33 protein-coding genes and 1 pseudogene are annotated in these 23,306 nt (G+C 69.1%); 1 reads left to right on the top strand and 33 read right to left on the bottom strand.

Features of this window, described 5'->3' with window-relative positions:
• Positions 1-63: 63 nt before the first annotated feature.
• The 4 genes from glmM to FrCorBMG51_RS27850 all read right to left on the bottom strand — a co-directional run bounded on the left by glmM (position 64) and on the right by FrCorBMG51_RS27850 (position 3,726).
• Positions 64-1,410 carry a phosphoglucosamine mutase gene (gene glmM, locus FrCorBMG51_RS03080; protein WP_047221585.1) on the bottom strand — a complete coding sequence of 449 codons (1,347 nt, stop codon included), beginning with the start codon at positions 1,408-1,410 and terminating at the stop codon, positions 64-66.
• Between the two features lie 404 nt (positions 1,411-1,814).
• A complete protein-coding gene (gene rpsI / locus FrCorBMG51_RS03075; RefSeq protein ID WP_047221584.1) occupies positions 1,815-2,222 on the bottom strand; it encodes a 30S ribosomal protein S9 in 408 nt (135 codons plus the stop codon).
• A gap of 34 nt (positions 2,223-2,256) precedes the next feature.
• Positions 2,257-2,700, bottom strand: a complete 444-nt coding sequence (rplM, locus tag FrCorBMG51_RS03070) for a 50S ribosomal protein L13 (protein ID WP_013875082.1) — start codon at positions 2,698-2,700, stop codon at positions 2,257-2,259.
• Positions 2,701-2,898: 198 nt separating this feature from the next.
• Complete coding sequence (locus tag FrCorBMG51_RS27850) at positions 2,899-3,726, bottom strand: hypothetical protein (RefSeq protein ID WP_157180367.1); 828 nt, start codon at positions 3,724-3,726, stop codon at positions 2,899-2,901.
• On the opposite strand from FrCorBMG51_RS27850, the gene FrCorBMG51_RS27845 reads away from it, so the two are divergent.
• Entirely contained in the window at positions 3,704-4,546 is an 843-nt protein-coding gene (locus FrCorBMG51_RS27845; protein ID WP_157180366.1) for a hypothetical protein, read from the top strand. The genes FrCorBMG51_RS27850 and FrCorBMG51_RS27845 overlap by 23 nt on opposite strands.
• A 92-nt stretch (positions 4,547-4,638) precedes the next feature.
• Here the strand turns inward: FrCorBMG51_RS27845 and truA are convergent.
• The 29 genes and pseudogenes from truA to rplW all read right to left on the bottom strand — a co-directional run bounded on the left by truA (position 4,639) and on the right by rplW (position 23,255).
• Positions 4,639-5,495: pseudogene (truA, locus tag FrCorBMG51_RS03060) on the bottom strand (tRNA pseudouridine(38-40) synthase TruA).
• Between the two features lie 594 nt (positions 5,496-6,089).
• On the bottom strand, positions 6,090-6,734 hold the full coding sequence (gene rplQ, locus FrCorBMG51_RS32975) for a 50S ribosomal protein L17 (protein WP_047221583.1): 645 nt from the start codon (positions 6,732-6,734) through the stop codon (positions 6,090-6,092).
• Positions 6,735-6,981: 247 nt separating this feature from the next.
• Positions 6,982-8,034, bottom strand: a complete 1,053-nt coding sequence (locus tag FrCorBMG51_RS03050; RefSeq protein ID WP_047221582.1) for a DNA-directed RNA polymerase subunit alpha — start codon at positions 8,032-8,034, stop codon at positions 6,982-6,984.
• Positions 8,035-8,211: 177 nt separating this feature from the next.
• Positions 8,212-8,838 carry a 30S ribosomal protein S4 gene (gene rpsD, locus FrCorBMG51_RS03045; RefSeq protein ID WP_047221581.1) on the bottom strand — a complete coding sequence of 209 codons (627 nt, stop codon included), beginning with the start codon at positions 8,836-8,838 and terminating at the stop codon, positions 8,212-8,214.
• 189 nt (positions 8,839-9,027) lie between these two features.
• A complete protein-coding gene (gene rpsK, locus FrCorBMG51_RS03040) occupies positions 9,028-9,432 on the bottom strand; it encodes a 30S ribosomal protein S11 (RefSeq protein WP_013875088.1) in 405 nt (134 codons plus the stop codon).
• 92 nt (positions 9,433-9,524) lie between these two features.
• Positions 9,525-9,905, bottom strand: a complete 381-nt coding sequence (gene rpsM / locus FrCorBMG51_RS03035; RefSeq protein WP_047221580.1) for a 30S ribosomal protein S13 — start codon at positions 9,903-9,905, stop codon at positions 9,525-9,527.
• 196 nt (positions 9,906-10,101) lie between these two features.
• The gene (gene rpmJ / locus FrCorBMG51_RS03030) at positions 10,102-10,215 is read right to left on the bottom strand and encodes a 50S ribosomal protein L36 (RefSeq protein ID WP_003956441.1); all 114 of its coding nucleotides are present in this window, start codon (positions 10,213-10,215) and stop codon (positions 10,102-10,104) included.
• A gap of 114 nt (positions 10,216-10,329) precedes the next feature.
• Positions 10,330-10,551 carry a translation initiation factor IF-1 gene (gene infA / locus FrCorBMG51_RS03025; RefSeq protein ID WP_006541558.1) on the bottom strand — a complete coding sequence of 74 codons (222 nt, stop codon included), beginning with the start codon at positions 10,549-10,551 and terminating at the stop codon, positions 10,330-10,332.
• A gap of 280 nt (positions 10,552-10,831) precedes the next feature.
• Positions 10,832-11,671: a type I methionyl aminopeptidase gene (map, locus tag FrCorBMG51_RS03020; protein WP_076843025.1), complete on the bottom strand. Its 840-nt coding sequence runs from the start codon at positions 11,669-11,671 to the stop codon at positions 10,832-10,834.
• Positions 11,672-12,032: 361 nt separating this feature from the next.
• Entirely contained in the window at positions 12,033-12,686 is a 654-nt protein-coding gene (locus FrCorBMG51_RS03015; RefSeq protein WP_047221579.1) for an adenylate kinase, read from the bottom strand.
• Positions 12,686-13,978, bottom strand: a complete 1,293-nt coding sequence (gene secY, locus FrCorBMG51_RS03010; protein ID WP_047221578.1) for a preprotein translocase subunit SecY — start codon at positions 13,976-13,978, stop codon at positions 12,686-12,688. Before secY ends, FrCorBMG51_RS03015 begins: the two co-directional genes overlap by 1 nt.
• Positions 13,979-14,462: 484 nt before the next feature.
• Complete coding sequence (rplO, locus tag FrCorBMG51_RS03005) at positions 14,463-14,957, bottom strand: 50S ribosomal protein L15 (RefSeq protein ID WP_047221577.1); 495 nt, start codon at positions 14,955-14,957, stop codon at positions 14,463-14,465.
• On the bottom strand, positions 14,954-15,139 hold the full coding sequence (rpmD, locus tag FrCorBMG51_RS03000; protein WP_047221576.1) for a 50S ribosomal protein L30: 186 nt from the start codon (positions 15,137-15,139) through the stop codon (positions 14,954-14,956). The genes rplO and rpmD overlap by 4 nt, the downstream gene beginning before the upstream one ends.
• On the bottom strand, positions 15,139-15,747 hold the full coding sequence (gene rpsE / locus FrCorBMG51_RS02995; protein WP_013875095.1) for a 30S ribosomal protein S5: 609 nt from the start codon (positions 15,745-15,747) through the stop codon (positions 15,139-15,141). The genes rpmD and rpsE overlap by 1 nt, the downstream gene beginning before the upstream one ends.
• Positions 15,748-15,796: 49 nt before the next feature.
• The gene (rplR, locus tag FrCorBMG51_RS02990; protein ID WP_047221575.1) at positions 15,797-16,165 is read right to left on the bottom strand and encodes a 50S ribosomal protein L18; all 369 of its coding nucleotides are present in this window, start codon (positions 16,163-16,165) and stop codon (positions 15,797-15,799) included.
• Positions 16,166-16,176: 11 nt separating this feature from the next.
• A complete protein-coding gene (gene rplF, locus FrCorBMG51_RS02985) occupies positions 16,177-16,713 on the bottom strand; it encodes a 50S ribosomal protein L6 (protein ID WP_047221574.1) in 537 nt (178 codons plus the stop codon).
• 11 nt (positions 16,714-16,724) lie between these two features.
• On the bottom strand, positions 16,725-17,132 hold the full coding sequence (rpsH, locus tag FrCorBMG51_RS02980) for a 30S ribosomal protein S8 (protein WP_013875098.1): 408 nt from the start codon (positions 17,130-17,132) through the stop codon (positions 16,725-16,727).
• A 188-nt stretch (positions 17,133-17,320) separates the two neighbouring features.
• Entirely contained in the window at positions 17,321-17,506 is a 186-nt protein-coding gene (locus FrCorBMG51_RS02975; RefSeq protein WP_013875099.1) for a type Z 30S ribosomal protein S14, read from the bottom strand.
• A 141-nt stretch (positions 17,507-17,647) separates the two neighbouring features.
• The gene (gene rplE / locus FrCorBMG51_RS02970) at positions 17,648-18,217 is read right to left on the bottom strand and encodes a 50S ribosomal protein L5 (protein ID WP_047221573.1); all 570 of its coding nucleotides are present in this window, start codon (positions 18,215-18,217) and stop codon (positions 17,648-17,650) included.
• Between the two features lie 167 nt (positions 18,218-18,384).
• Entirely contained in the window at positions 18,385-18,711 is a 327-nt protein-coding gene (rplX, locus tag FrCorBMG51_RS02965; protein ID WP_476742093.1) for a 50S ribosomal protein L24, read from the bottom strand.
• Between the two features lie 2 nt (positions 18,712-18,713).
• Positions 18,714-19,082, bottom strand: coding sequence for a 50S ribosomal protein L14 (gene rplN, locus FrCorBMG51_RS02960; RefSeq protein WP_013875102.1), 369 nt, complete (start codon positions 19,080-19,082; stop codon positions 18,714-18,716).
• 174 nt (positions 19,083-19,256) lie between these two features.
• Positions 19,257-19,583, bottom strand: a complete 327-nt coding sequence (rpsQ, locus tag FrCorBMG51_RS32340; protein ID WP_043604042.1) for a 30S ribosomal protein S17 — start codon at positions 19,581-19,583, stop codon at positions 19,257-19,259.
• Between the two features lie 5 nt (positions 19,584-19,588).
• Positions 19,589-19,900 (bottom strand): 50S ribosomal protein L29, encoded by a 312-nt coding sequence (gene rpmC, locus FrCorBMG51_RS02950; protein ID WP_047221572.1) that lies wholly within the window; start codon positions 19,898-19,900, stop codon positions 19,589-19,591.
• Entirely contained in the window at positions 19,900-20,316 is a 417-nt protein-coding gene (rplP, locus tag FrCorBMG51_RS02945) for a 50S ribosomal protein L16 (protein ID WP_047221571.1), read from the bottom strand. The genes rpmC and rplP overlap by 1 nt, the downstream gene beginning before the upstream one ends.
• 4 nt (positions 20,317-20,320) lie before the next feature.
• On the bottom strand, positions 20,321-21,271 hold the full coding sequence (gene rpsC, locus FrCorBMG51_RS02940) for a 30S ribosomal protein S3 (RefSeq protein WP_047221570.1): 951 nt from the start codon (positions 21,269-21,271) through the stop codon (positions 20,321-20,323).
• Complete coding sequence (gene rplV, locus FrCorBMG51_RS02935) at positions 21,271-21,693, bottom strand: 50S ribosomal protein L22 (RefSeq protein WP_047221569.1); 423 nt, start codon at positions 21,691-21,693, stop codon at positions 21,271-21,273. The genes rpsC and rplV overlap by 1 nt, the downstream gene beginning before the upstream one ends.
• Positions 21,686-21,967 carry a 30S ribosomal protein S19 gene (gene rpsS, locus FrCorBMG51_RS02930; RefSeq protein ID WP_013875108.1) on the bottom strand — a complete coding sequence of 94 codons (282 nt, stop codon included), beginning with the start codon at positions 21,965-21,967 and terminating at the stop codon, positions 21,686-21,688. The genes rplV and rpsS overlap by 8 nt, the downstream gene beginning before the upstream one ends.
• A 73-nt stretch (positions 21,968-22,040) precedes the next feature.
• Positions 22,041-22,874 (bottom strand): 50S ribosomal protein L2, encoded by an 834-nt coding sequence (gene rplB / locus FrCorBMG51_RS02925; protein ID WP_013875109.1) that lies wholly within the window; start codon positions 22,872-22,874, stop codon positions 22,041-22,043.
• Positions 22,875-22,958: 84 nt separating this feature from the next.
• Positions 22,959-23,255: a 50S ribosomal protein L23 gene (gene rplW, locus FrCorBMG51_RS02920; RefSeq protein ID WP_013875110.1), complete on the bottom strand. Its 297-nt coding sequence runs from the start codon at positions 23,253-23,255 to the stop codon at positions 22,959-22,961.
• Between the last annotated feature and the right edge of the window lie 51 nt (positions 23,256-23,306).

Here is a 23,306-nt window from a genome sequence, read left to right as displayed (position 1 = left end):
ACGCGCGAGCCCGTGGGCACCGCGGTGGGCGCCTCAACCAGGACTCCCCTCAACCAGGACTCCTCAGCCCAGGGCGTCGCGGACGACCGCGGCCAGGCGGGTGGCGACCGCCTGGGCCTGCTCCCCGGTCGGCGCCTCCACCATGACCCGGACCAGCGGTTCCGTGCCGGACGGACGCAGCAGGACCCGGCCGTCGTCCCCGAGTTCGGCCTCGGCCGCGGCGACCGCGGCGGCAAGCTCCGGCGACGTGGACACCTTCGACCGGTCCACACCCGAGACGTTGACGAGCACCTGCGGCAGCCTCGTCATGACCTTGGCGAGCTCCGCGAGCGGACGCTGCGTCTCGGCCATCCGGCCGAGCACCTGCAGGGCGGTCAGCAGCCCGTCCCCGGTCGTCGCATGCTGGAGGAAGAGGACGTGCCCGCTCTGTTCCCCGCCGAGGGCAAGCCCTCGTTCGCGCATGGCCTCCAGGACGTAGCGGTCGCCGACCGGGGTCGCGACCACGTTGATCCCGGCGTCCCGCATCGCGTGGTGGAAGCCCAGGTTCGACATCACCGTCACCACGACCGTGTCGTCGGTGAGCTCGCCATGCTCGCGCAGCCCCAGAGCGGACAGGGCGAGGATCTGGTCGCCGTCGACGATCTCGCCGTTGGCGTCCACGGCCAGGCACCGGTCAGCGTCGCCGTCGTGCGCGATACCGACGTCGGCGCCGTGTTCGAGCACCGCCGCCTGGAGGGCCTGAAGATGGGTGGCGCCGCAACCGTCGTTGATCCGGGTGCCGTCGCCGTCCGCGTGCAGGGCGATCACGTCGGCCCCGGCGTCCCGCAGCACGCGCGGCGCCAGCATGTACGCGGCTCCCTGCGCGCAGTCGACCACGACTCGCAGGCCGGTCAGCGCGGCGGGAACGGTCGCCAGCAGGAACCGTGCGTACCCTTCGACAAGGGCCTGATCGTCGCGGACCCGGCCGATGGCCGCACCGGTGGGACGGTTGGGCACCGGCGCGGCGAGGCGTTCGGCGATCTCGTCCTCGATTTCGTCCGGCAGCTTCTGCCCGCCCGCGGCGAACAGTTTGATGCCGTTGTCCGGCATCGGGTTGTGGCTTGCCGAGAGCATCACGCCGAGGTCCGCCCCCGAACTGATGACCGCGTGTGCCACCGTGGGCGTGGGAACCACCCCGATGCGCAGCACGTCCGCGCCGGCCGAGGCGAGCCCGGCGACGACCGCCGCCTCCAGGAACTCCCCCGAGGGACGGGTGTCCCGCCCAACCACCACGGTCGGGCGCCCGGAGCCGGCCGGACGATGCTCGGTGAGCACCCCCACGGCCGCCGCCGACAGCCCCAGCGCCAGTTCGGCCGTGAGATCGACGTTGGCGACCCCGCGAACGCCGTCGGTACCGAAAAGCCTCACCATGTGGTCACCGCCGTCAGCTCATCCCGTGTCGGACATCACCCGCGGACCGCGGTCCCGCCGGATTCCCCGGGACCTGTCGAGGGCATGAAGAAGACCATGGCCGCACGCTCGCCAGGCCACCGGCATCGTGACGGCCCGCGGGCGCGCGAGGGAAAGCGCGAACGCGCTCTTCGTACACGGTCCTCGGCCCGGCGAATGCCCTGGGAGCTTCCGGACGCGTGCGAAGAAGCTCGATCACACGCTCGTCACCCCAGGACGCGCCTGGGGTATGCGAACACGCAAGGAGAAGCATAGACGCGCGCTCCGTAGCCCAGGTGGATGCCACGCGGGCTACGGAGCGCGCAAACGATATTCCGAACGGACGGTCCGAACGAGCAGGACGAAGCGGGGGCGATCCCGGAACGTCAGCGCTTGCTGTACTGGGGTGCCTTCCGGGCCTTCTTCAGGCCGTACTTCTTCCGTTCCTTGACCCGGGCGTCCCGGGTCAGGAAACCGGCCTTCTTCAGCACCGGGCGGGATTCCTCGTCGGCGGTGATCAGCGCCCGGGCGAGCGCGAGCCGCAGCGCGCCGGCCTGGCCGGAGACCCCACCGCCGTGTAGCCGCGCGACCACGTCGTAGGACTCGGCCCGGTCCACCGCCTTGAGCGGCTCGTTGACCAGCTGCTGGTGCACCTTGTTGGGGAAGTAGGCCTCCAGGGAGCGCCCGTTGAGAATCCACTTGCCGCTGCCTGGCAGCAGGCGTACCCGGACAACGGCCTCCTTGCGCCGGCCGGTGGCGCGGGGATTGCCCTGGGTGTCGGTCACGACAGCCACGTCGTCTGTCCTTCCTGGTCAGATGGTCCGCGGCTTACTGCGCGACCTGGGTGATTTCAAACGGCTGGGGCTGCTGGGCCTGGTGCGGATGCGTCGGCCCGGCGTAGACCTTCAGCTTGGTGCCCTGCGCCCGGCCCAGCTTGTTCTTCGGCAGCATGCCCTTGACGGCTTTCTCGATGATGAGCTGCGGCCGGGTGTCCAGCAGCAACCCGTAGGAGACGCTGCGCAGACCGCCGGGATAGCCGGAGTGGCGATGGTATTTGGCCTGCTCGCGCTTGTTGCCGCTGAGGGCCACCTTGCCGGCGTTCACGATGATGACGAAGTCGCCGGTGTCGATGTGCGGGGCGAAGGTCGGCTTGTGCTTGCCACGCAGCAGATGGGCGGCCTGGCTGGCCAGCCTGCCGAGCACCACGTCCGTGGCATCGATGACATGCCAGGCACGCTGGACGTCTGTGGGCTTGGGCTGGTACGTGCGCACAGGTCTGCCTTTTCTTGTCAGCGGATGCGTGTCGTGCCTTCGAGTCGCTCAGGTGAGTGGCTCGGAAGCCGCCGGCTGCGTCAGGATGCGCGACCGAATACGGACCCCGCTACCTGCCATGAGCGGCAGTCTTTGAGGCTACCAGGCGATCGGTACGACCGACCGGAGACCCCCACGCACTGATCATCCATATAATGATCATCCAACATTACGAAGATCTGTCGGACATCGTAGTCTACGGGGGATGGACGAGAAGCCAGAGCAGCCACCAGGCGCCTCGGGAGACGCCGTCGAGGCTGTGGATCCAGTGGATCCATGGGTCCCACCGGCGGACGACCCGCTGTTCGGCCCGCTGAACACGTTGCCGGCCTCCATCCGCAGACCCGTGTGGACGTCCGACGTCGGGATCTTCGACAGGACGGTCGCGGTCCAGCCGCTGGACAGTGCGCTCATGCCAGCCGCCACCCCGCCCACGACCCGCGAGACCGGCTCCGCACCGCGGGACAACCAGCCGGCGGACGGGCAACCAGCGGAACAGCCAGCGGGCGAACGACCAGCGGCCGACCAGCCGGCGGACGACGCACCGTCGACCAGCGCCAGCGGCTCGCCGGAGACACCAGGCGGCGGCACAGCGCCGAAGGCGCCCACCAGCGACACAGCGCCGGAGGCGCCAGGCGGCGACGGAGGCGGCGTGACGCCAAGCAGGGACACGGTGCCAGTGGGCAGGAAGGACGGCGCCGCTGGCAAGCCGACAGCCGGCTCTCCAGCACCCGCCACGACCCGGCTGCCAGCCGAGGCCCCGGAGCCCTCCGAGGCCCCGGTCCCACCACGGGCCTCGGCACCGTCAGCGGCCTCGTCCCCCTCGAAGTCCCCCTCGAAGATCTCAGCGCTACCGACGGTCCCGAACCCCTTGAAAGCCCCGGCACCGCCGGGAGATTCGGAGACCTCGACGGAAACCGCGGCAGCGCTGGCCACCCCGGCGTCGCCCGAAAGCCCCGCAAGCGTGCCCTCCGTTGGGGGGGACACGCGCGACCAGCGCAACCAGACGGTCCCGTTCGTCCCACGGGCAGCCGCGCCCGACGCCGACGACGCCGGCCGTGGCCCCGCCAGTGGTACGGCTCCCCCTGGGCGGCGCCTGTCCATCGGCCGCCTTACCAGACCGATCGTGATCATCGGTGCCGTCGCGGTCGTGGTCCTCGCGGCCGTCGCCGTCCTGGCGGGTCACGACCGGGACGACGCCAAAGGCCCGTCGGCCACGGCCAGCACCGCGCCGGCGGCCAACCCCAACTTCATCAACAGCGCCCGGACGGACTCCGATCCGGTCACGGCCGCCGAGTTCTTCGGCTCCCCCCGGGTCACCCTCAACCTGCACAGCTACACCCGGCTGGCGCACAAGCTGGACGCGGGCTGCCCAAACCTGACCGGCGAGCTCACCAACACGCTCTCGGGTGACCGGTGCCGGCAGCTCGTCCGGGCGGTGTACCTGTCCGAGCCGGACACCTCCGGACGTCGGGTGCTCGCGGCCACCTCGGTACTCGTCCTGGACGACGCGAGCACCGCCGTGAACGCGGCCAGGGCCGTCACCGAGGGCCGGGGCGGTGTACCGGCCCTGCCGGTGCCGGCCGAGTCGCTTCCCGGCGCGACGGTGACGAACCCGGCCGGTGACAACTCCTGGCGGACCGCCCCCGTGAGCGGGCACTATCTGATCGTGATCCAGCTGGCCTACACGGACGGGGCCGAGGGCGCCCCGGCCGACCCGGCGCTGACCACGGCACGTCGTGACCTCGCCCTGCTGGCCAGCCAGCCGATCTCGCAGCGGGTCCTGGCCGGCCACGGGCCGCGCTGATTCCCCACCCCGGAGTTCCCCGCCCCCCGAAGCCGGTTCCCCGCCGCCGGGCACGGCACGGCCGGCCGAGAGCGGCGCCGCTGCCCTGACGGCTATCCGGACGGGCTCGTGGGCACCCGCACCGCCCGGGTCACCGCCGCCCGGGCCGCCAGCTCCGCGTCCGGTGGGTAGCGGACCTCGACGAGGGTCAGCCCGTGGGGCGCGGCCACCGTCACCGCCGGGTCGCGGACGCCGCGGGCGAGGACGTCCGCCGGCCAGTGGTGGGGNCCGGCCAGTGGTGGGGGCGGCGCCCCTCCCCCACCGCCAGCAGCGCCCCGACCAGGGCCCGCACCATGGAGTGGCAGAAGGCGTCCGCCTCCACGTCCGCGACGACCACACCGTCGTGGCCGTCGGGTACCCGGGCCACGTCCAGGCGCAGCAACGTGCGCACCGTGGTCGCGCCCTCCCGGCGCCGGCAGAAGGCGGCGAAGTCGCGCTCCCCCACCAGGGCCAGGGCCGCGTCGGCCATCCGCTCGGCGTCCAGGGGACGCGGCCAGGCCAGCGTGTCGTGCCGGCGCAGCGGATCAACCCCGTACGGCGCGTCACCGATCCGGTAGACGTAGCGGCGGGACAGCGCGGAGAAGCGGGCGTCGAAACCCGGCGGGGCCGGCGCCAGGGCCGTGATCCGCACAGCGCGGTCGAGTACGCCGTTGAGCCGGCGCGCAAGCCCGCCGAGCGGGACGTCGTCGGGAATGTCCACATGGGCCACCTGGCCGCGGGCGTGGACGCCGGCATCGGTACGCCCGGCCACGGTGAGGCGGACCGCTGGCAGCCGTGCCACCCGCATCAGCGCGTCCTCGACGTCACCCTGCACGGTGCGCTGCCCGGGCTGACGCGCCCACCCCGCGAACGGGGTCCCGTCATACGCGAGATCGAGGCGTAGCCGGAGCAGGCCGTCGACAGCGCTCACCGCTTCCTGACGATTCGGGTTACACGGTCGTCGATCATACTTCGGGTCGTATCGTCCCGCAGGATACAAAGAAGATGATGATGTAGGCACATCGGGTATCACCGGAATCACGGTGGCGCGCGAAACATGAGGCCCATCATCCTCCGCCGGATGGTAGGCCGGTGCGACGCGGGTCCCGTCGAAGCGGCCAGCGCAACCGTCGTGCGACCAGGCGTCATCTGCCGAAGCACTGCGCGGACGTTGGGACGTGCGAATCGACGGGAGGGGCGCACACAGCACCATGAAGATCATTAAAGGTCTGCCGCCGGATACGCGCCCATGCGGCCAGGAAACGCACTCGGTGACGCGGTCGCCCGGATCAGGCCCCGTCCTGGGCCAGGACCCGTAGGACGATCGTGGACGGAGTCCGTGCCGTCCGACTGACACCTGGAGGCCGCCTTGCGGGCCAGCGCCTGACGGCGGCCAAATCAGACGAGCGGCCAGGGGACGGACCCCCGACCGCTCGTCTGACTTCAGCTGGTTTCGGCCTGCCGGCCAGGCCCGGTCGCCTCTGAAGGCGTAGCCGCCCCTGACAGCTCAGCCGCCCCTGCGGACTCAGTCGGCCTTGGGGGTCTGCGGCGTATCGTCGGCGCTCTCCTCCACCGACAGCGCCTGCACCGACTCGGCACCGGCATCGGTGTCAGCGGGCGTGGCGACAGCCTCGGTGAGGGTCGCCTCCGCCTCGGCGGCTGCCTCGGCCTCGGCCGCAACCGCTGCCGCGGTGGGCGACTCCTTCGCCAGATCGGCCGCGGCCTCGGCCGTCGCGCCGGTGGGGCGGCGACGGGGAGCGAAGCGGGTGCCTCGGGCCTGCTCGGCCTCCTGGATCGCCTGCTGGGCGACCGTCAGGGCCTCGACCAGCTCGATACGGGCCAGCGGGGCGTTGTCCCCCCTGCGGGGCCCGAGTTTGACGATGCGGGTGTAGCCACCGTTGCGGTCCGCGTAGCGTGGGCCGATTTCGGTGAACAGGACGTGCACCACGGACTTGTCGCGGACGAACCTGAGCACACGTCGGCGGGCGTGCAGGTCGCCGCGCTTGGCGAAGGTGACCAGTCTCTCGGCGTACGGGCGCAGCCGCCTCGCCTTGGCCTCGGTCGTGGTAATGCCGCCGTGCTCGAACAACGCGGTGGCGAGGTTGGCCAGCAACAGCCGCTCGTGTGCGGGGCTGCCACCGAGCCGGGGGCCCTTGGTAGGCGTGGGCATGACAGGTACTCCTCGATCCTTCTATCCCGCCGGATGGCTTCGCCGGAATCCTTAGGAAGACCCCGAGCTCGTGGGCGGGCCACCGCCTGGGGGCACGCAACCGCCGTCGACGATCACGCAAAAACGAAGATCAGTAGATGCAGACCATCGGGCGGCGCGGCAATGATACCGCGCCGCCTTCGGGCTGAGCTCTACTGCCTCTTCGGTGCTGCCTGCTGGGTGCTGTTGTTCTCTGGGTGCCTGTTCGTCAGTACTGTTCGGTTTCGACGAACTCAGAGCTGTCGTCAGCGGGGTCGCTGAACGGAGCCGCCGAGTAGGTGTCGGTGCCGTAGGTGTCCACCGCGTGCCGCGGGTCGAACCCGGGCGGGGAGTCCTTGAGCTGGAGAGCCATCGCGGCGAGCTTCGTCTTGACCTCGTCGATCGACTTCTGCCCGAAGTTGCGGATGTCGAGCAGATCCGCCTCGCTGCGGGACACCAGCTCACCGATGGTGTGGATGCCCTCGCGCTTGAGGCAGTTGTAGGAACGGACGGTGAGATCCATCTCCTCGATCGGCAGCGCCAGATCTGCGGCAAGCGCGGCGTCCGCGGCGGACGGGCCGATGTCGACGCCCTCCGCCTCGGCGTTCAGCTCCTGCGCGAGGCCGAAGAGGCCGACGAGCGTCTTGCCGGCGCTGGCCATCGCGTCCCGCGGCGAGATCGACTGCTTCGTCTCGACGTCCACGATGAGCCGGTCGAAGTCGGTGCGCTGCTCGACACGGGTCGCCTCGACCTTGTAGGTGACCTTGAGCACCGGGGAGTAGATGGAGTCCACCGGGATCCGGCCGATCTCCTGCCCCGGCTGCTTGTTCTGGGCCGCGCTGACGTAGCCGCGACCGCGCTCGACGGTCAACTCGATCTCGAGCTTGCCCTTGTCGTTGAGGGTGGCCAGCGCCAGGTCGAGGCTGTGGACCTCGACGCCGGCCGGCGGGGCGATGTCCGCCGCGGTCACCACTCCCGGGCCCTGCTTGCGCAGGTACATCACGGTCGGCTCGTCGTTCTCCGAGCTGACGACCAGTTCCTTCAGGTTCAGGATCAGGTCGGTGACGTCCTCCTTCACACCGGGGACGGTGGAGAACTCGTGCAGCACCCCGTCGATACGGATGCTGGTCACCGCCGCGCCGGGGATGGAGGACAGCAGGGTCCGGCGCAGCGAGTTGCCGAGGGTGTAGCCGAAACCCGGCTCAAGCGGCTCGATGACGAACCGCGAGCGGAACTCCGAGATCGACTCCTCGATCAGCGTCGGACGCTGGGCGATAAGCATGGGGTACGTCCTTCCGTACACGGCGACCGCTATATGACGCCGTGACCTGTGGCTCCGGTCGGAGCCCGTGGACGGGGCCTCTGTCCGTCCCGTCCACGTCGTACTCGTTCCAGTGTGGACCATCTGGAACGCGACGTCCGCACCGGGGCCCGACGACGGGCCCCGGACGGGCGCGGCCTACTTGGAGTAGAGCTCGACGATGAGCTGCTCCTGCACCTGGGTGTCGATCACCTGACGGGCCGGCAGCGAGTGCACCAGCACCCGCAGCTGGCTGGGAATGACCTCCAGCCAGGGCGGCGGGGTGCGCTGGCCGGCGGTCTCCCGAGCGATGATGAACGGGGTCAGCTCGCGCGCCTTGGGTGCGATCTCGACGATGTCGTTCTCGCTGACCCGATAGCTGGGGATGTCGACCTTGCCGCCGTTGACCACGACATGGCCGTGGCGGACAGCCTGGCGCGCGGCGTCCCGGGAAGGAGCGAAGCCGGCGCGGTACACGACGTTGTCCAGCCGCGACTCAAGGATCTTCAGCAGCTCGTCACCGGTCTTGCCGGTGCGCCGGTTGGCCTCGTCGTAGTAGCCGCGGAACTGCTTCTCCAGGACGCCGTAGATGCGCGCGCACTTCTGCTTCTCACGCTTCTGCAGCAGGTACTCGGAGTCCTTGGTGCGGCCACGGCCGTGCTCGCCCGGCGGGTAGGGACGGATCTCGATCGGGCACTTGGGCGATTCGCACTTGCTGCCCTTGAGGAACAGTTTCGTCTTCTCACGGCGGCAGCGCTTGCAGTCCGCGCCGGTATAGCGGGCCATGCTTGTCCTTCTCTCCTTTTTCGGCCAGAGGTGGCGCGAGGATGTGCTTCTTCGCGCCATCGGAGGCCTTCGAGGCCCTGGTGCTGCTGGCGCGAACCAGATCGGAGGTGGCGCAGTCATGCTCCGTGTCGCGCCACCGGCAGCCGCGATACTGCTGTCGTCAGATCCTGTGTCGTCGGATCCCGCTGGTCAGACCCTGCGCCGCTTGGGCGGCCGGCAGCCGTTGTGCGGGGTCGGGGTGACGTCCTGAATCGCGCCGACCTCGAGACCGGCCGCCTGCAGGGAGCGGATCGCGGTCTCTCGTCCCGAGCCGGGGCCCTTGACGAAGACGTCCACCTTGCGCATTCCGTGTTCCTGCGCCTTGCGGGCGGCGTTCTCCGCAGCCATCTGGGCGGCGAAGGGGGTCGACTTGCGCGATCCCTTGAATCCGACGTGGCCGGCGCTCGCCCAGGAGATCACGTTCCCGCTGGGATCGGTGATCGACACGATCGTGTTGTTGAAGGTGCTCTTGATGTGGGCGTGGCCGTGCGCGACGTTCTTCTTCTCCTTGCGCCGGACCTTCTTGATGCCGGCGGCACGCGTCTTTGGCGGCATATGCTTTCGTGATCTCCGTTTACGAGGTCGTCGGTCAGCGCCCGGCCATGGCCACCGTCGACGGATGTCGGCCGGGGCGGCTGACTACTGGCTTACTTCTTGCCGGCCTTCTTCTTACCGGCGATGGCGCGGCGCGGGCCCTTGCGGGTACGCGCGTTGGTGTGCGTCCGCTGGCCGTGGACGGGAAGGTTGCGCCGGTGCCGCAGGCCCTGGTAGCAGCCGATCTCCATCTTCCGGCGGATGTCCTGACGTACCTCCCGGTGCAGGTCGCCCTCGACCCGGTAGTTCGCGTCGATCCATTCCCTGAGCCGGACGATCTCCTCGTCGGTCAGGTCCCGGACGCGCGTGTCGGGGTTGACGCCGGTGGCGGCAAGAGTCTCCAGGGAACGGCTGCGGCCGATCCCGAATATGTAGGTCAGAGCGATCTCCACCCGCTTGTCACGCGGGAGGTCTACGCCGGAAAGGCGTGCCATGCCAGGTGTTTCCTTCCTTTACCGGAGGTCTTGAGCGTCTCCGTCCCGTACCGGCGACGTGGGTGCCGGCTCGGGCCCCGGCCTCCGACCGGGGGTGGATACCGCGTACCGCGGCCTGGTGACGCTTGGAGGGGCGTCGCCCAGTGCAGGTGACCGGTGACCGCGGACACCGGCCTGGGGTCACCCGACGGGGCTGTCAGCCCTGGCGCTGCTTGTGGCGCAGGTTGTCACAGATGACCATCACGCGGCCATGGCGACGGATCACCTTGCACTTGTCACATATCTTCTTGACGCTCGGCTTGACCTTCACGGCTGCACGAACCTCCCTTGCGCAGCCGCTGAGGTGCGCCTGCGAATGTCTGGGGTGTCACCAGGCTACCGACGGCGCCCGAGAAGCAGAGCACGCCGTCGGTCGCCAGAGAGCTTACTTGTAGCGGTAGACGATCCGGCCACGGGACAGGTCGTAGGGCGACAGCTCCACGACGACCCGGTCCTCTGGAAGGATCCGGATGTAGTGCTGACGCATCTTGCCACTGATGTGGGCGAGTACTCGATGACCGTTCTGGAGCTCGACCCGGAACATCGCGTTCGGGAGTGGCTCCACAACTCGGCCCTCGATCTCGATGGCCCCGTCCTTCTTCGGCATGTCCTCCGCTGTCCTACCTTCGGGTGTCCGACGGTGGACACAGACGAACATCAATGCCCCGCTAACCGTCGGCTTTCAAGTGTACGTGGCCCACCCGTCAAGGGCCAATCTGGCTCCCTCACTGCCGTTGGCAGCCCGACCCCCGCCGGCAACCGCGGGCTGCCGGGCCGGCCCGCTACCAGCAGCGACCGGCTACCGGACCGACGGTGGCCGAATGACAGCGAGCGTGTCAGCGATAGATCATGATGAGTAACGGGAGGATGAATAACAGGAGATGGCGTCAGGACGCGGGCGTTTCGACCGGCTGGCCGCAGGCGACTCCCAGTTCGGCGAACTTCGCCGCGCCACCGTCGAGGGCTGTCAGCACCCAGGGGCCGCGTGGGGTCACCGCGACCGTGTGCTCGGTGTGCGCGGCCCAGGAGCCGTCCGTGGTGGCGACGGTCCACTCGTCGCCGAGCACTCGGGTGTCCGGCCGCCCTATCGTGATCATGGGCTCGATCGCCAGCGCGATTCCCTCGACCAGGCGGATCCCCCGGCCCGGCCGCCCGTGGTTGAGCACGTGCGGCGGCTGGTGCATCTCGGTCCCGATGCCGTGGCCGCCGTAGTGGTCCACGATGCCGTATCCCCGGGGGCGGACGTGGTGCTCGACCGCCGCCGAGATGTCGGTCAGCTTGCCGCCGAGCTGCGCGGCCGCCAGGCCCTGCCACAGCGACTGCTCGCACACCTCGATCAGGTCGAGGAACTGCTGGGGTACCGTCCCGACCGGCACCGTGATCGCGGAGTCTCCGTGCCAGCCGTCCACGATCGCGCCGCAGTCGATGGAGATGATGTCCCCCTCGCGCAGCGCCCGCCTGCGGCGCGGTATCCCGTGGACGACCTCGTCGTTGATGGACGCGCAGATCGACGCGGGAAAGGGCGGCCGGCCATACCCCTTGAAGGAGGGAGTTCCGCCGTCGCCGCGGATCGACTTCTCCGCGATCGCGTCAAGATCACCGGTGGTGATCCCCGGCTCGACCGCCGCTCGCAGCTTTTCCAGGGCGCGCGCGACGACGAGTCCCGCCACCCGCATCTTCGCGATCTCGCCCGCGGTCTTGATCTGGACATGTTCTCGTCGCGCCACGCTCGTCGCCCCGGTCCGTATCCCTAGTAACCCTGTGGTACCGCTCGTAACTCTGTGGTTCCGTCCGCCTGTGATGGCGGCCGTCCCGTACGCCTCCGGTGGCGCGAACAGTGAGGACACGCTATCGGAGCCACCTGGTGGCGTGTCCGTGAGCTTGCCATCGGTACCCCACCCCGCCCTAGTGTGCCTGCCGCGTTGTCGGTAGCACCACAGCCAGCCACCCCTAACGCCCCGCGATGCCGGCTCCACATGCCGGCTCCACAGTGCTGGTCACAGCGCGGCCAGGCTCACACCGGGGCGGGTGGCACCAAGCCGGCCGGGCGGGCCGGCGACAGCGGGCCGACACAGGCGTCGGCGGGCATCAGCTCGTGTAGTGGCGCAGGGCGTCGAGAGCGCGGTCGGTGACGTTGTCCACCGGGCCGGTCGCGTCGATACCGATCAGCAGACCCTTTGCCGCGTAGTAGGCGACCAGCGGCGCGGTCTGCTCGGCGTAGACCTCCAGCCGGTGGCGTACCGTCTCGGAACGGTCGTCGTCCCGCTGGAACAGCTCGCCGTTGCAGCGGTCGCAGACACCTTCCACCGCGGGTGGGTCGAAGTCGATGTGCCAGATGTGACCACAGTTACGACACGTCCGCCGCCCGGACAGGCGCCGCACCACCTCGTCGTCGTCGACGACAAGTTCCAGGACGACGTCCAGGCGTGTCCCCATCTCCTCGAGCAGCTGCCCCAGCACCTCGGCCTGGGGCACGTTGCGGGGGAAACCGTCGAGCAGGAACCCCTTGGCCGCGTCGTCCTCGGCCAGCCTGTTGCGGACCATGCCGATCGTGATCTCGTCGGGGACGAGGTCGCCAGCGTCCATGTACTGCTTGGCGAGCACCCCCAGCTCGGTGCCCTCCCGGACGTTCGCCCGAAAGATGTCGCCCGTGGAAATCTTGGGAATCGACCGTGCCTGGGCGACGAAGGCGGCCTGGGTGCCCTTGCCGGCGCCCGGCGGTCCGACCAGTACGAGGCGCACTACCGCAGGAAGCCTTCGTAATTGCGGAGCATGAGCTGGCTTTCGATCTGTTTCACCGTCTCCAGCCCCACTCCGACAATGATCAGTACTGATGTCCCGGCGAACGGGAAGGGCTGCTGTTTGGTGAGGTTCAACAGGGCCAGCGGAAGGACCGTGATGGCACCGAGGAAGAGCGAGCCCGGGAGCGTGATCCTGGACAACACGCGATCGAGGTACTCCGCGGTGGGTCGTCCTGGCCGGATGCCGGGGATGAAACCGCCGTACTTCTTCATGTTGTCCGCCACCTCGGTCGGGTTGAAAGTGATGGCCACGTAGAAGTAAGTGAAGAAAATGATCAGTGCGGCATAGCTGACGAGATACAACGGGTGGTCGCCACGAGCCAGATAGCGCTGCTCGAAGTCCTGGAAGGTCTGGTTGTTCCAGACCTGCCCGAGCAGTTGCGGCAGCTGCAGCAGCGCGGATGCGAAGATCACCGGGATGATGCCGGCCTGGTTGACCTTGATGGGCAGGTAGGTCGAGGTGCCGCCGTACATCCGACGCCCGATGAGGCGCTTGGCGTACTGCACCGGGATGCGGCGCTGCGACTGCTCGACGAACACGACGAACACGACGATCACCAGCCCCAGCAGACAGACGAGGGCGAAGACCACGCCACCGGCCACCTGGAGGATCCGGCTGCCCTGGGAGGGCAGCGCCGCCGCGATCGACGTGAAGATCAGAAGAGACATCCCGTTGCCCACCCCGCGGGCGGTGATCAGCTCACCCAGCCACATGATCAGCGCGGTGCCGGCGGTCATCGTGACCACGATGACCGAGATCCGGAACAGGCTGGTGTCCGGAATGATCGGCGCGGCGCAGCCGGGGAACAGGTTGCCGCTGCGGGCGAGGGCGACGATGCCGGTTGCCTGTAGGACGGCCAGCGCGATCGTCAGATAACGGGTGTACTGGGTGAGTTTCTGCTCACCCGAACTGCCTTCCTTCTTGAGCTGCTCAAGCCTGGGGATCACTACGACCAGCAACTGAATGATGATGCTCGCCGTGATGTACGGCATGATCCCGAGGGCGAAGATGGACAGTTGCAGCAGAGCGCCACCGCTGAACAGGTTGATCAGCGAGTAGACGTTGCTGCTGTCGGCGCTCGCCGAGGACAGGCAGGAGTTGATCGCCCTGGTCGACACCCCGGGGGAAGGCAGTACGCTGCCGAACCGGAACAGGATGATGATCCCGAGGGTGAAAAACAGCTTCTTGCGCAGGTCAGGCGTGCGGAAAGCCCGTGTGAAGGCGGTGAGCACGACTCCTCCTGCTGATCGTCACGGCAAACGCACGCGGTGGACGACTGCCCCGACCGAAGATAGGACCGGCGGTGCGCGGTGTGCCGACTGTAACAGTAGAGACGGTCCACTCGTCCCGACATGGGCCTGCGGCAGGTCCATCCTGCCCGGTAGCCGCGGAAGCGGAAGGGTGTGGAACTGTCTTCCACCTCCGGTAGCCGGCGACATCAGGCATCAACCTCGGCGTTCGAGGCGTTTGGGGTAAGGGTAACGGCAGCGCGCCGCCCGAAGCCAGCGGACCCAGACGACGCGACGGCTCTCGCCAGCCCCCGGCGACCATGGCCAGCCGGAACACCGGGACGCCGGAGGGCAGTCGTCCAGTGCCTCCGAGGCCCCGGTGGACCAGGTCGTATCCGGTGGATCTCCGATCGCGCGGGCGGTGCCCACGCCGACCAGCACCCACCGGATGTGGCCTAGATCTCGGTGACCCTGGATCCAGGTGACCCTAGATCTCGGTGACGCTGCCGCCGACAGCGGTGATCTTTTCTTTGGCGGACGCGGAGAAAGCGTGGGCGCGCACACTCAGTGCGATCCCGATCTCCCCGTCACCGAGCACCTTGACCAGGCTGTTGCGACGGACGGCACCGGCCCGGACAAGATCGTCCACGCCGATCTCGCCCCCGTCGGGGAACAGCTCGGCGAGCGTCGCGACGTTGACGACCTGGTACTCGGTGCGGAAGCGGTTGCGGAACCCCTTGAGCTTGGGCACCCGCATGTGCAGCGGCATCTGGCCGCCCTCGAAACGGGCCGGGACCTGCTTGCGGGCCTTGGAGCCCTTGGTGCCGCGACCGGCGGTCTTGCCCTTGGAGGCCTCACCACGGCCGACCCGGGTCTTTGCCTTGTGGGCACCCGGCGCGGGCCGCAGGTGGTGGATCTTCAGACCGGACTCCCGCCGGGCATCGGCGGTCTCCGGCTCGGTTGCCTTGGTCAGCTCGCTCATGCGTCCACCTCCTCGACCCTGACGAGATGACTCACAGTATCGATCATCCCGCGCACTTCCGGCCGGTCGTCCCGTTCGGTCGTCGCGTTGATCCGGCGCAGGCCGAGGGTCCGCAGCGTCTCACGCTGGTTGCGGGTCCCCCCGATCTCCGAACGAATCTGCGTGATCTTCAGGCGGGCCATCAGGCACCGGCCCCGACCGTGCGGGCGCGCAGCATCGCCGGCGGCGCCACGTCCTCGATGGGCAGGCCACGCCGGGCGGCGATCTCCTCGGGGCGCATCAGGCCCCGCAGCGCCGCGACAGTGGCGTGCACGATGTTGATGGGGTTCGACGAGCCGAGCGACTTCGACAGCACGTCGTGGACGCCCGCGCACTCCAGCACCGCGCGGACCGGGCCGCCGGCGATGACACCGGTACCGGGGGAAGCCGGCTTGAGCAACACGATCCCCGCGGCGGCCTCGCCCTGGATCGGGTGCGGGATCGTCGAGCCGATCCGCGGCACCTTGAAGAAGTGCTTCTTGGCCTCCTCCACGCCCTTGGCGATGGCGGCCGGCACCTCCTTGGCCTTGCCGTAGCCGACGCCGACGGTGCCGTCGGCGTCCCCGACCACGACCAGAGCGGTGAAGCTGAACCGCCTACCACCCTTGACGACCTTCGCCACCCGGTTGATGGCGACCACTCGTTCGACGTATGCGTTCTTGTCCTGGGCCGGACCGCCGCCCTGGCGGTCGCGGCGTTCCCGACGGTCAGAGCCGCCGGAGCCGCCTCCGCGGCGCTGCTGGCCTGGCATCAGTGAATCTCCCTGTTCGTTGAATGTCCGCGCATGCAGGCCCGAGGCATCAGAACTCCAGCCCGCTTTCCCGGGCGGCGTCCGCCAGGGCGGCGATCCGCCCGTGGTAGGTCCGCCCGCCGCGGTCGAAGACCACCGCGGTGACGCCGGCCTTGCGAGCGCGCTCGGCGACCAGTTGGCCGACAGCCTTCGCCAGCTCGGTCTTGTCGCCATCCACGGTACGCAGCGCCACGTCCAGCGTGGACGCCGAAGCCAGGGTGTGGCCGGCGACGTCGTCGATGACCTGGGCGTAGATGTGACGGGTCGAGCGGGTGACCACGAGGCGCGGGCGGGTAGGCGTGCCCGAGACCTTCTTGCGTATCCGCGCGTGCCGGCGGAACTTCGCCGTACGCCGCTGGGCGCTGACACTGACAGCCATGATCCGTTCCTCTACTTCCCGGACTTGCCGACCTTGCGGCGGACGACCTCGCCCTGGTACCGCACGCCCTTGCCCTTGTACGGGTCGGGCTTGCGCAACCGCCGGATCTTGGCTGCCACCTCGCCGACCTGCTGCTTGTCGATCCCGTGAATAACGAAACGGGTCGGCGTCTGTACCTCGAACCTGATGCCCTCGGGGGCCTTCACCGCGACCGGGTGACTGAAACCCAGCGCGAACTCCAGATCCGAGCCCCGAGCCTGCACGCGGTAGCCGACACCGACGATCTCAAGCGTCTTGGAGTATCCGGCGGTGACGCCGGTCACCATGTTCGCCACCAGGGTGCGGGTCAGCCCGTGCAGGGCACGCGAGCGGCGCTCGTCGTCCGGACGGGCGACGAGCAACTGCCCGTCCTGCGCACTGACGGTGATCGGCTCCGCCACCGAGTGGCTGAGCGTGCCCTTCGGGCCCTTGATCACGACATCCGCGCCGTCGACGGAGACATCCACACCGCTTGGCACCGGAATCGGTAGACGTCCGATACGTGACATCGCGCGACTCCTTACCAGACGTAGGCGAGGACTTCCCCGCCCACTCTGCGCTTGTTCGCCTGCTTGTCGGTCAGCAGGCCCGACGACGTGGAAATGATCGCCACACCGAGCCCACCGAGCACCTTGGGAAGGTTGGTCGCCTTGGCGTAGACCCGCAGGCCCGGCTTGCTGATGCGCTTCACGCCGGCGATGGAGCGCTCCCGGTTCGGGCCGTACTTCAGCTCCACGACGAGGGACGCGCCGACAGCCCCGTCCGGGGGCTCCTCAACGTGCCACCCGGCGATGTAGCCCTCCTGCTGGAGGATCTCGGCGATATGCGTCTTGATCTTGCTGCTCGGCATCACCACTCGGTCGTGGTATGCCCGGTTGGCGTTGCGGACACGGGTCAGCATGTCCGCAATCGGGTCTGTCATCGTCATGGGGCTGGAACCTTCCTCGCGAGGGTTCCCCGCGACACAGGGTCGTGGGGCCTACCGCGAACGGTGGGTGGTGTGCGTCAGCTTCCGTGGCCCGCGCGGCCAGCGCCGGCGCGATCCGCCGGGCGCGACGACCGGCGGACCCGTCGTCGCCCCGACACGGCGTGCCGGGCGGCCGTCACCAGGAGCTCCTACCACGAGCTCTTGGTGACTCCGGGAAGCTCGCCGCGGTGCGCCATCTGCCGCAGGCAGACCCGGCAGAGGCCGAATGCGCGGTAGACCGACCGCGGACGCCCGCACCGCTGGCAACGGGTATAGCCCCGCACGCCGAACTTCGGCTTGCGGATCGCCTTCTCAACCAGTGCTTTCTTCGCCATCTGACCTGTTTCTTCCAGGGCCGCCGGCTGTGCGAAAAAATCTTCGCACAGCCTTTGGCCAGTAGCCCCTCCGGGCCGCCGGCCATGCGAAAAAATCTTCGCATGGCCTTTGGCCGGTGGCATTACACCCAGGGCCGTCGGCTAGCTCTCGCGGAACGGGAAGCCCAGCGCCCTCAGCAGCGCGCGGCCCTCGTCGTCGGTGGTCGCGCTCGTGACAACCGTGATGTCCATCCCGCGGACCCGGTCGATCCGGTCGATGTCGATCTCGTGGAAGATCGACTGCTCGATGACGCCGAAGGTGTAGTTGCCGGCACCGTCGAACTGCTTCGGCGACAGCCCCCGGAAGTCACGGATACGCGGCAGGGCGATCGAGACCAGCCGGTCCAGGAACTCCCACATCCGGTCGCCACGCAGGGTCACCTTCGCACCGATGGGCATGCCCTCGCGCAGCTTGAACTGCGCGATGGACTTCTTCGCCCGCCGGACGGCCGGCTTCTGGCCGGTGATCGAAGCAAGGTCCCGCAGCGCGCCGTCGATGAGCTTGGCGTCCCGGGCGGCGTCCCCGACGCCCATGTTGACCACGACCTTGACCACGGTCGGGATCTGCATCACGTTCGCGTACTGGAACTGCTCGCGCAGGCCCGTCGCGATCTCCTCGCGATACCGCTGCTTCAGCCGCGGCAGCGGACGGGCTTCAGTGGTAGTTGTCATCTCTCGTTTCCTTGCAGCCTCGGCCCAACGGACGGCGATCCCCACCGCGATCCGGCGGGAACGCGGGAGGCGCCACGTGCCCGGAGGGCACGCAGGCCGGCAGGAACGCCAGCGGCGGCCACCCGGACGCCGGCGACGGCCCCTTCGATCACACCAGCCATGGCTGGCTACAGCTCGGTGCCGGTACGGCGGGAGATCCGCACCTTCGTACCGTCGTCGTTGACGCGGTAGCCGATCCGGGTGGGACGGTTGTCGGAGGGATCCACGATCATGACGTTGCTGATGTGGATGGGCGCCTCCTGGGTGATGATCCCCCCGGACTGCGAACCGCGGGCCGAGGTGTTCACCCGGGTGTGCCGGGTGACCCGGTTGGCTCCCTCGACGAGCACCTTGTTGTCGGCCGGGAAGGCTCTGATGACCTTCCCCCGCAGACCCCGGTCCTTGCCCGTGATGATCTGGACCGTGTCGCCTTTTCTGATCTTCATTCCGGCCACGGTCACAGCACCTCCGGCGCCAGTGAAATGATCTTCATGAACTTCTTGTCACGCAACTCGCGACCAACCGGCCCGAAGATACGCGTGCCTCGGGGATCCCCGCCGTCCTTGATGAGCACGGCGGCGTTCTCGTCGAACCGGATGTAGGAGCCGTCAGGGCGACGACGCTCCTTGGTAGTGCGTACGACGACCGCCTTGACCACGTCACCACGCTTGACGCCAGCCCCGGGCAGGGCGTCCTTCACGGTCCCGACGATGATGTCGCCGATGCCGGCATAACGACGCCCCGAACCACCGAGTACGCGGATGCACAGCAACTCCCTGGCACCCGTGTTGTCGGCGACCCGAAGTCGCGACTCCTGCTGGATCACTTCCCGCTCCCGAACTGCGTCGGCGCCCGCCTGCCGGCGGCCGGCTCGCTGGACCTACTGTGCGGCCCGCTGCGACGCGCCGGACTCGTCACGTCGCCGTCGGGCCATCTATCCGGGCCTGCCGCTGCCCAGGCGACGCGCCGGCCATCGTCGCGTCGCCGTCAGCGGGTCGACCTACTTGGCTTTCTCCAGAATTTCCACCACACGCCAGCGCTTCGTCGCCGACAGCGGCCGGGTCTCCATCAGCAGGACCCGGTCGCCGACGCCGCTGGTGCTGTTCTCGTCGTGTGCCTTGATCTTCTTGGTGCGCCTGATCGTCTTACCGTAGAGCGGGTGCTGCACCCGGTCCTCGACGGCGACGACCACTGTCTTGGCCATCTTGTCGCTGACCACCAGGCCCTCGCGGACCTTGCGGAAGCCACGGTCGACCTTTGCCGCCGACGCGTCGTGCCCCGCGTCCGTCGCCGCGCCGTCCGTCGTCGGGGTGTCGTCTGTTGTCATCCCACTCACGCCCGTTCCGCCTGGGTAGCCGTCTGTGCCTGCTCGGCCTGCGCCTGGTCGAGGTCAGCCGCGACCGCCACGCCGGTTTCCACCAGCCCCGGGTCCTCGGAAAGACCCAGCTCACGCTCGCGCAGCACCGTGTAGATACGCGCGATGTCACGCCGGACGACCCGCAGCCGGTGATTGCTGCTGAGCTGGCCGGTCGCGGCCTGGAAACGGAGGTTGAACAGCTCCTCCTTGGCCTCCCGCAGCTTGTCCGCCAGATCCTGCCGGGACAGGGCCCGCAGCTCGTCAGCGGTCGCGGTCGCGGTCGCCATCACGCACCTCCCTCACGGGTGACGAACCGGCACTTCATCGGCAGCTTGTGAATGGCGCGCCGCATCGCCTCCCGAGCCACCGGCTCGGCGACACCGGACAGCTCGAACAGCACGCGCCCGGGTTTGACGTTGGAGACCCACCACTCGGGCGAGCCCTTACCGGAACCCATCCGGGTCTCGGCCGGCTTCTTCGTCAGCGGACGGTCCGGGTAGATGTTGATCCAGACCTTGCCACCACGACGGATGTGGCGGGTCATCGCGATACGCGCCGACTCGATCTGCCGGTTCGTCACGTAGGCCGACTCGAGCGCCTGGATGCCGAACTCGCCGAACGCAAGTCTGGTCCCACCCTTGGCCGCGCCGTCACGGCTAGGGTGATGCTGCTTACGATGTGCGACCTTACGGGGAATCAGCATCGTTCTAGCCCTCCGTCTCCTGGGTGGCCGCGCCAGCGGCGGGCCCAGCGGTGTCGGCCGGAGACGCGGCCGGTGCCGTGGAGGCCGCGGCCTCGGAGCTCGCCGGGGCCGCCGGGGCCGGGGCCGGCGTGGCCTCAGCCGCGCCGCTCGCGCCACCCGCACCCGCGCCAGCGCCACCACGGCCACGGCGCTCACCCTGACGGGCCGCCGCCCGGCCGGCGTCGGTACCGCCAGTGGTGGTACCGGACGAGCCCGACCGCGGCCCGCGGCGCGGACGCTCCCGGCGGTGCTGCCGCTGCAGCGCCTCCTGAGCCTCCCGCTCCGCCCGGCTCTGCACGACGTCACCCTTGTAGATCCAGACCTTCACGCCGATGCGCCCGAAGGTGGTCCGGGCCTCGTAGAACCCGTAGTCGATGTTGGCGCGCAGCGTGTGCAGCGGCACCCGGCCCTCACGGTAGAACTCCGAGCGGCTCATCTCGGCACCGCCGAGGCGTCCCGAGCACTGCACTCGGATGCCCTTGGCGCCGCCCTTCATCGCCGACTGCATGGCCTTGCGCATCGCCCGCCGGAAGCTGACCCGGCTGGAGAGCTGCTCGGCCACGCCCTGCGCGACGAGCTGGGCGTCCACCTCGGGGTTCTTCACCTCGAGGATGTTGAGCTGGACCTGCTTGCCGGTCAGCTTCTCCAGGTCGCCGCGGATGCGGTCGGCCTCGGCGCCGCGGCGTCCGATGACGATCCCTGGGCGGGCGGTGTGGATGTCCACCCGCAGCCGGCCCTGGGTGCGCTCGATGTCGACCCGGCTGATACCCGCGCGCTCCATGCCCCGGGACATCATCTTCCGGATCTTCACGTCCTCGCCGACGTACGCCTTGTACTGCTTGTCGGCGTACCAGCGGGAGGTGAACTCCGAGGTGATACCCAGCCGGAACCCGTGCGGGTTGACTTTCTGACCCACTACCGGGCCCTCCCTGTGCTCTTCGCGCCGCGGGTTCCCGCGACCGGCGGCCGGCTCTCCACGACAATCGTGATGTGGCTGGTCCGCTTGCGGATCCGGTAGGCACGGCCCTGGGCCCGCGGACGGATGCGCTTGAGGGTCGGGCCCTCGTCGACAAAGGCCTCGCCGACCCAGAGTGTGGCCGGGTCGAGGCCGTGGTTGTGCTCGGCGTTGGCCACCGCGCTCGCGACCACCTTGTAGACGTCCTCGCTGGCCGCCTGCGGGGCGAACCGGAGGATGTCGAGGGCCTCGCTGGCCGAGCGGCCACGCACCAGGTCGATGACCCGGCGGGCCTTCGTCGGCGACACCCGGACGTAACGGGCCGACGCGCGGGCGCCCGCCAGCCCGGAGCGGGTCACCCCGTCGACAAGAGCGTCAGCCACGGCGTGACCTCCGGTCCTCCTTGACGTGGCCGCGGAAGGTCCGCGTCGGTGCGAACTCGCCGAGCTTGTGGCCGACCATTCCCTCGGTGATGAACACCGGGACATGCTTGCGACCGTCGTGCACGGCGATCGTGTGACCGAGCATGTCCGGGATCACCGTCGAGCGCCGCGACCAGGTCTTGATGACGTTCTTCGTGCCCTTGGCGTTCTGCAGGTCCACCTTCTTGAGCAGGTGGTCGTCGACGAACGGGCCCTTCTTCAGACTGCGTGGCATGGCGTGTGTCTCCTCCTTCCCGCTCAGAATCGGTGGTCGTGCGTTGGGTGCCGCCGGGTGTGCGTCATCGTGATCACCGCCGCCTGTTCTGCTTCCGACGACGGACGATCAGCGCGTCGCTCTCCTTGCGGGTCCTGCGGGTGCGTCCCTCCGGACGGCCCTTCGGGTTCACCGGGTGGCGGCCACCGGAGGTCTTGCCCTCACCACCACCGTGCGGGTGGTCGACCGGGTTCATCGCCACACCACGGACGGTGGGGCGGCGGCCCTTCCAGCGCATCCGGCCGGCCTTGCCCCAGTTGATGTTGCTCTGCTCGGCGTTGCCGACCTCCCCGACCGTGGCCCGGCAGCGGACGTCGACGTTGCGGATCTCCCCGGACGGCATCCGCAGCTGGGCGAAGGGACCGTCCTTGGCGACCAGCTGGACGCTCGCCCCCGCGCTGCGCGCGATCTTCGCACCGCCGCCGGGACGCAGCTCGATGGCGTGCACCACCGTGCCGGTGGGGATGTTGCGCAGTGGGAGGGCGTTGCCGGGCTTGATGTCGGCGGTGGGGCCCGAGCTGACCACGTCACCCTGCCGGAGCTTCACCGGGGCGAGGATGTAGCGCTTCTCCCCGTCGGCGTAGTGCAGCAGGGCGATCCGGGCGGTGCGGTTCGGGTCGTACTCGATGTGGGCGACCTTGGCCGGCACGCCGTCCTTGTCCCGCCGGAAGTCGATCAGGCGGTAGGCGCGCTTGTGGCCACCGCCCTGGTGCCGGGTGGTGATGCGCCCGTGGACGTTGCGGCCACCCTTGGAGTGCAGCGGGCGGACCAGCGACTTCTCCGGGTGGTCACGAGTGATCTCGACGAAGTCGGACACGCTCGCGCCGCGGCGCCCCGGCGTCGTCGGCTTGTACCTACGAATCCCCATCGTCACCCACCGTGTCCTCGTCCCCGCGGGCCAGGCCCGGTGGGGCACTGGCCGCGGACGGCTGCGTACTCGTCGGCCTGCATGTCACGCACCGGGACCCCCGAAGATCTCGATGGAGTCCCCCGGCGCCAGCGCGACCATGGCCCGCTTGGTGGACTTGCGCTGCCCCCAGCCGGTGCGGGTGCGCTTGCGCTTGCCCGCCCGGTTGCTGGTGTTGACGCTGAGAACCCGGACGTTGAATATCCGCTGGACCGCAAGCTTGATCTCGGTCTTGTTCGCGTCCGGATGGACGATGAAGGTGTAGACGTTCTCGTCCAGCAGGCCGTAGCTCTTCTCGGAGACGACCGGCTTGATGATCACGTCGCGCGGGTCGGCGCTCACTTGGCCTCCTCCTCGGCTGCCGCGTCCTCGTCGGCACCGGCCGGTGCCGCC

It is taken from the genome of Protofrankia coriariae (assembly GCF_001017755.1).
GTDB lineage: Bacteria > Actinomycetota > Actinomycetes > Frankiales > Frankiaceae > Protofrankia > Protofrankia coriariae.
Note: the sequence above shows the minus strand (reverse complement) of the source record. Positions and strands in the feature narration are given on the sequence as shown.

Excerpts from the sequence above, each read along its gene's own strand:
- infA (WP_006541558.1), bottom strand. The coding sequence starts at position 10,551 with ATGCCGAAGAAGGACGGGGCCATCGAGATCGAGGGCCGAGTTGTGGAG.
- rpmD (WP_047221576.1), bottom strand. The coding sequence starts at position 15,139 with ATGGCCCGCCTGAAGATCACGCAGATTCGTTCGGAGATCGGGGGGACC.
- rpsM (WP_047221580.1), bottom strand. The coding sequence starts at position 9,905 with ATGGCACGCCTTTCCGGCGTAGACCTCCCGCGTGACAAGCGGGTGGAG.
- glmM (WP_047221585.1), bottom strand. The coding sequence starts at position 1,410 with ATGGTGAGGCTTTTCGGTACCGACGGCGTTCGCGGGGTCGCCAACGTC.
- FrCorBMG51_RS03050 (WP_047221582.1), bottom strand. The coding sequence starts at position 8,034 with ATGCTTATCGCCCAGCGTCCGACGCTGATCGAGGAGTCGATCTCGGAG.
- rplF (WP_047221574.1), bottom strand. The coding sequence starts at position 16,713 with ATGTCACGTATCGGACGTCTACCGATTCCGGTGCCAAGCGGTGTGGAT.
- rpsH (WP_013875098.1), bottom strand. The coding sequence starts at position 17,132 with ATGACGATGACAGACCCGATTGCGGACATGCTGACCCGTGTCCGCAAC.
- rplO (WP_047221577.1), bottom strand. The coding sequence starts at position 14,957 with ATGAGCGAGCTGACCAAGGCAACCGAGCCGGAGACCGCCGATGCCCGG.
- rpsS (WP_013875108.1), bottom strand. The coding sequence starts at position 21,967 with ATGCCACGCAGTCTGAAGAAGGGCCCGTTCGTCGACGACCACCTGCTC.
- rpsK (WP_013875088.1), bottom strand. The coding sequence starts at position 9,432 with ATGCCGCCAAAGACGCGTGCCGCCGGCATCAAGAAGGTCCGGCGCAAG.
- rplB (WP_013875109.1), bottom strand. The coding sequence starts at position 22,874 with ATGGGGATTCGTAGGTACAAGCCGACGACGCCGGGGCGCCGCGGCGCG.
- FrCorBMG51_RS02975 (WP_013875099.1), bottom strand. The coding sequence starts at position 17,506 with ATGGCGAAGAAAGCACTGGTTGAGAAGGCGATCCGCAAGCCGAAGTTC.
- rpmC (WP_047221572.1), bottom strand. The coding sequence starts at position 19,900 with ATGGCGACCGCGACCGCGACCGCTGACGAGCTGCGGGCCCTGTCCCGG.
- rpsE (WP_013875095.1), bottom strand. The coding sequence starts at position 15,747 with ATGCCAGGCCAGCAGCGCCGCGGAGGCGGCTCCGGCGGCTCTGACCGT.
- rpsQ (WP_043604042.1), bottom strand. The coding sequence starts at position 19,583 with ATGACAACAGACGACACCCCGACGACGGACGGCGCGGCGACGGACGCG.
- rplQ (WP_047221583.1), bottom strand. The coding sequence starts at position 6,734 with ATGCCCACGCCTACCAAGGGCCCCCGGCTCGGTGGCAGCCCCGCACAC.
- rplP (WP_047221571.1), bottom strand. The coding sequence starts at position 20,316 with ATGCTGATTCCCCGTAAGGTCGCACATCGTAAGCAGCATCACCCTAGC.
- rplR (WP_047221575.1), bottom strand. The coding sequence starts at position 16,165 with ATGGCTGTCAGTGTCAGCGCCCAGCGGCGTACGGCGAAGTTCCGCCGG.
- rplE (WP_047221573.1), bottom strand. The coding sequence starts at position 18,217 with ATGACAACTACCACTGAAGCCCGTCCGCTGCCGCGGCTGAAGCAGCGG.
- rpsD (WP_047221581.1), bottom strand. The coding sequence starts at position 8,838 with ATGGCCCGCTATACCGGCGCGGACTGCAAGCGCTGCCGCCGTGAGAAG.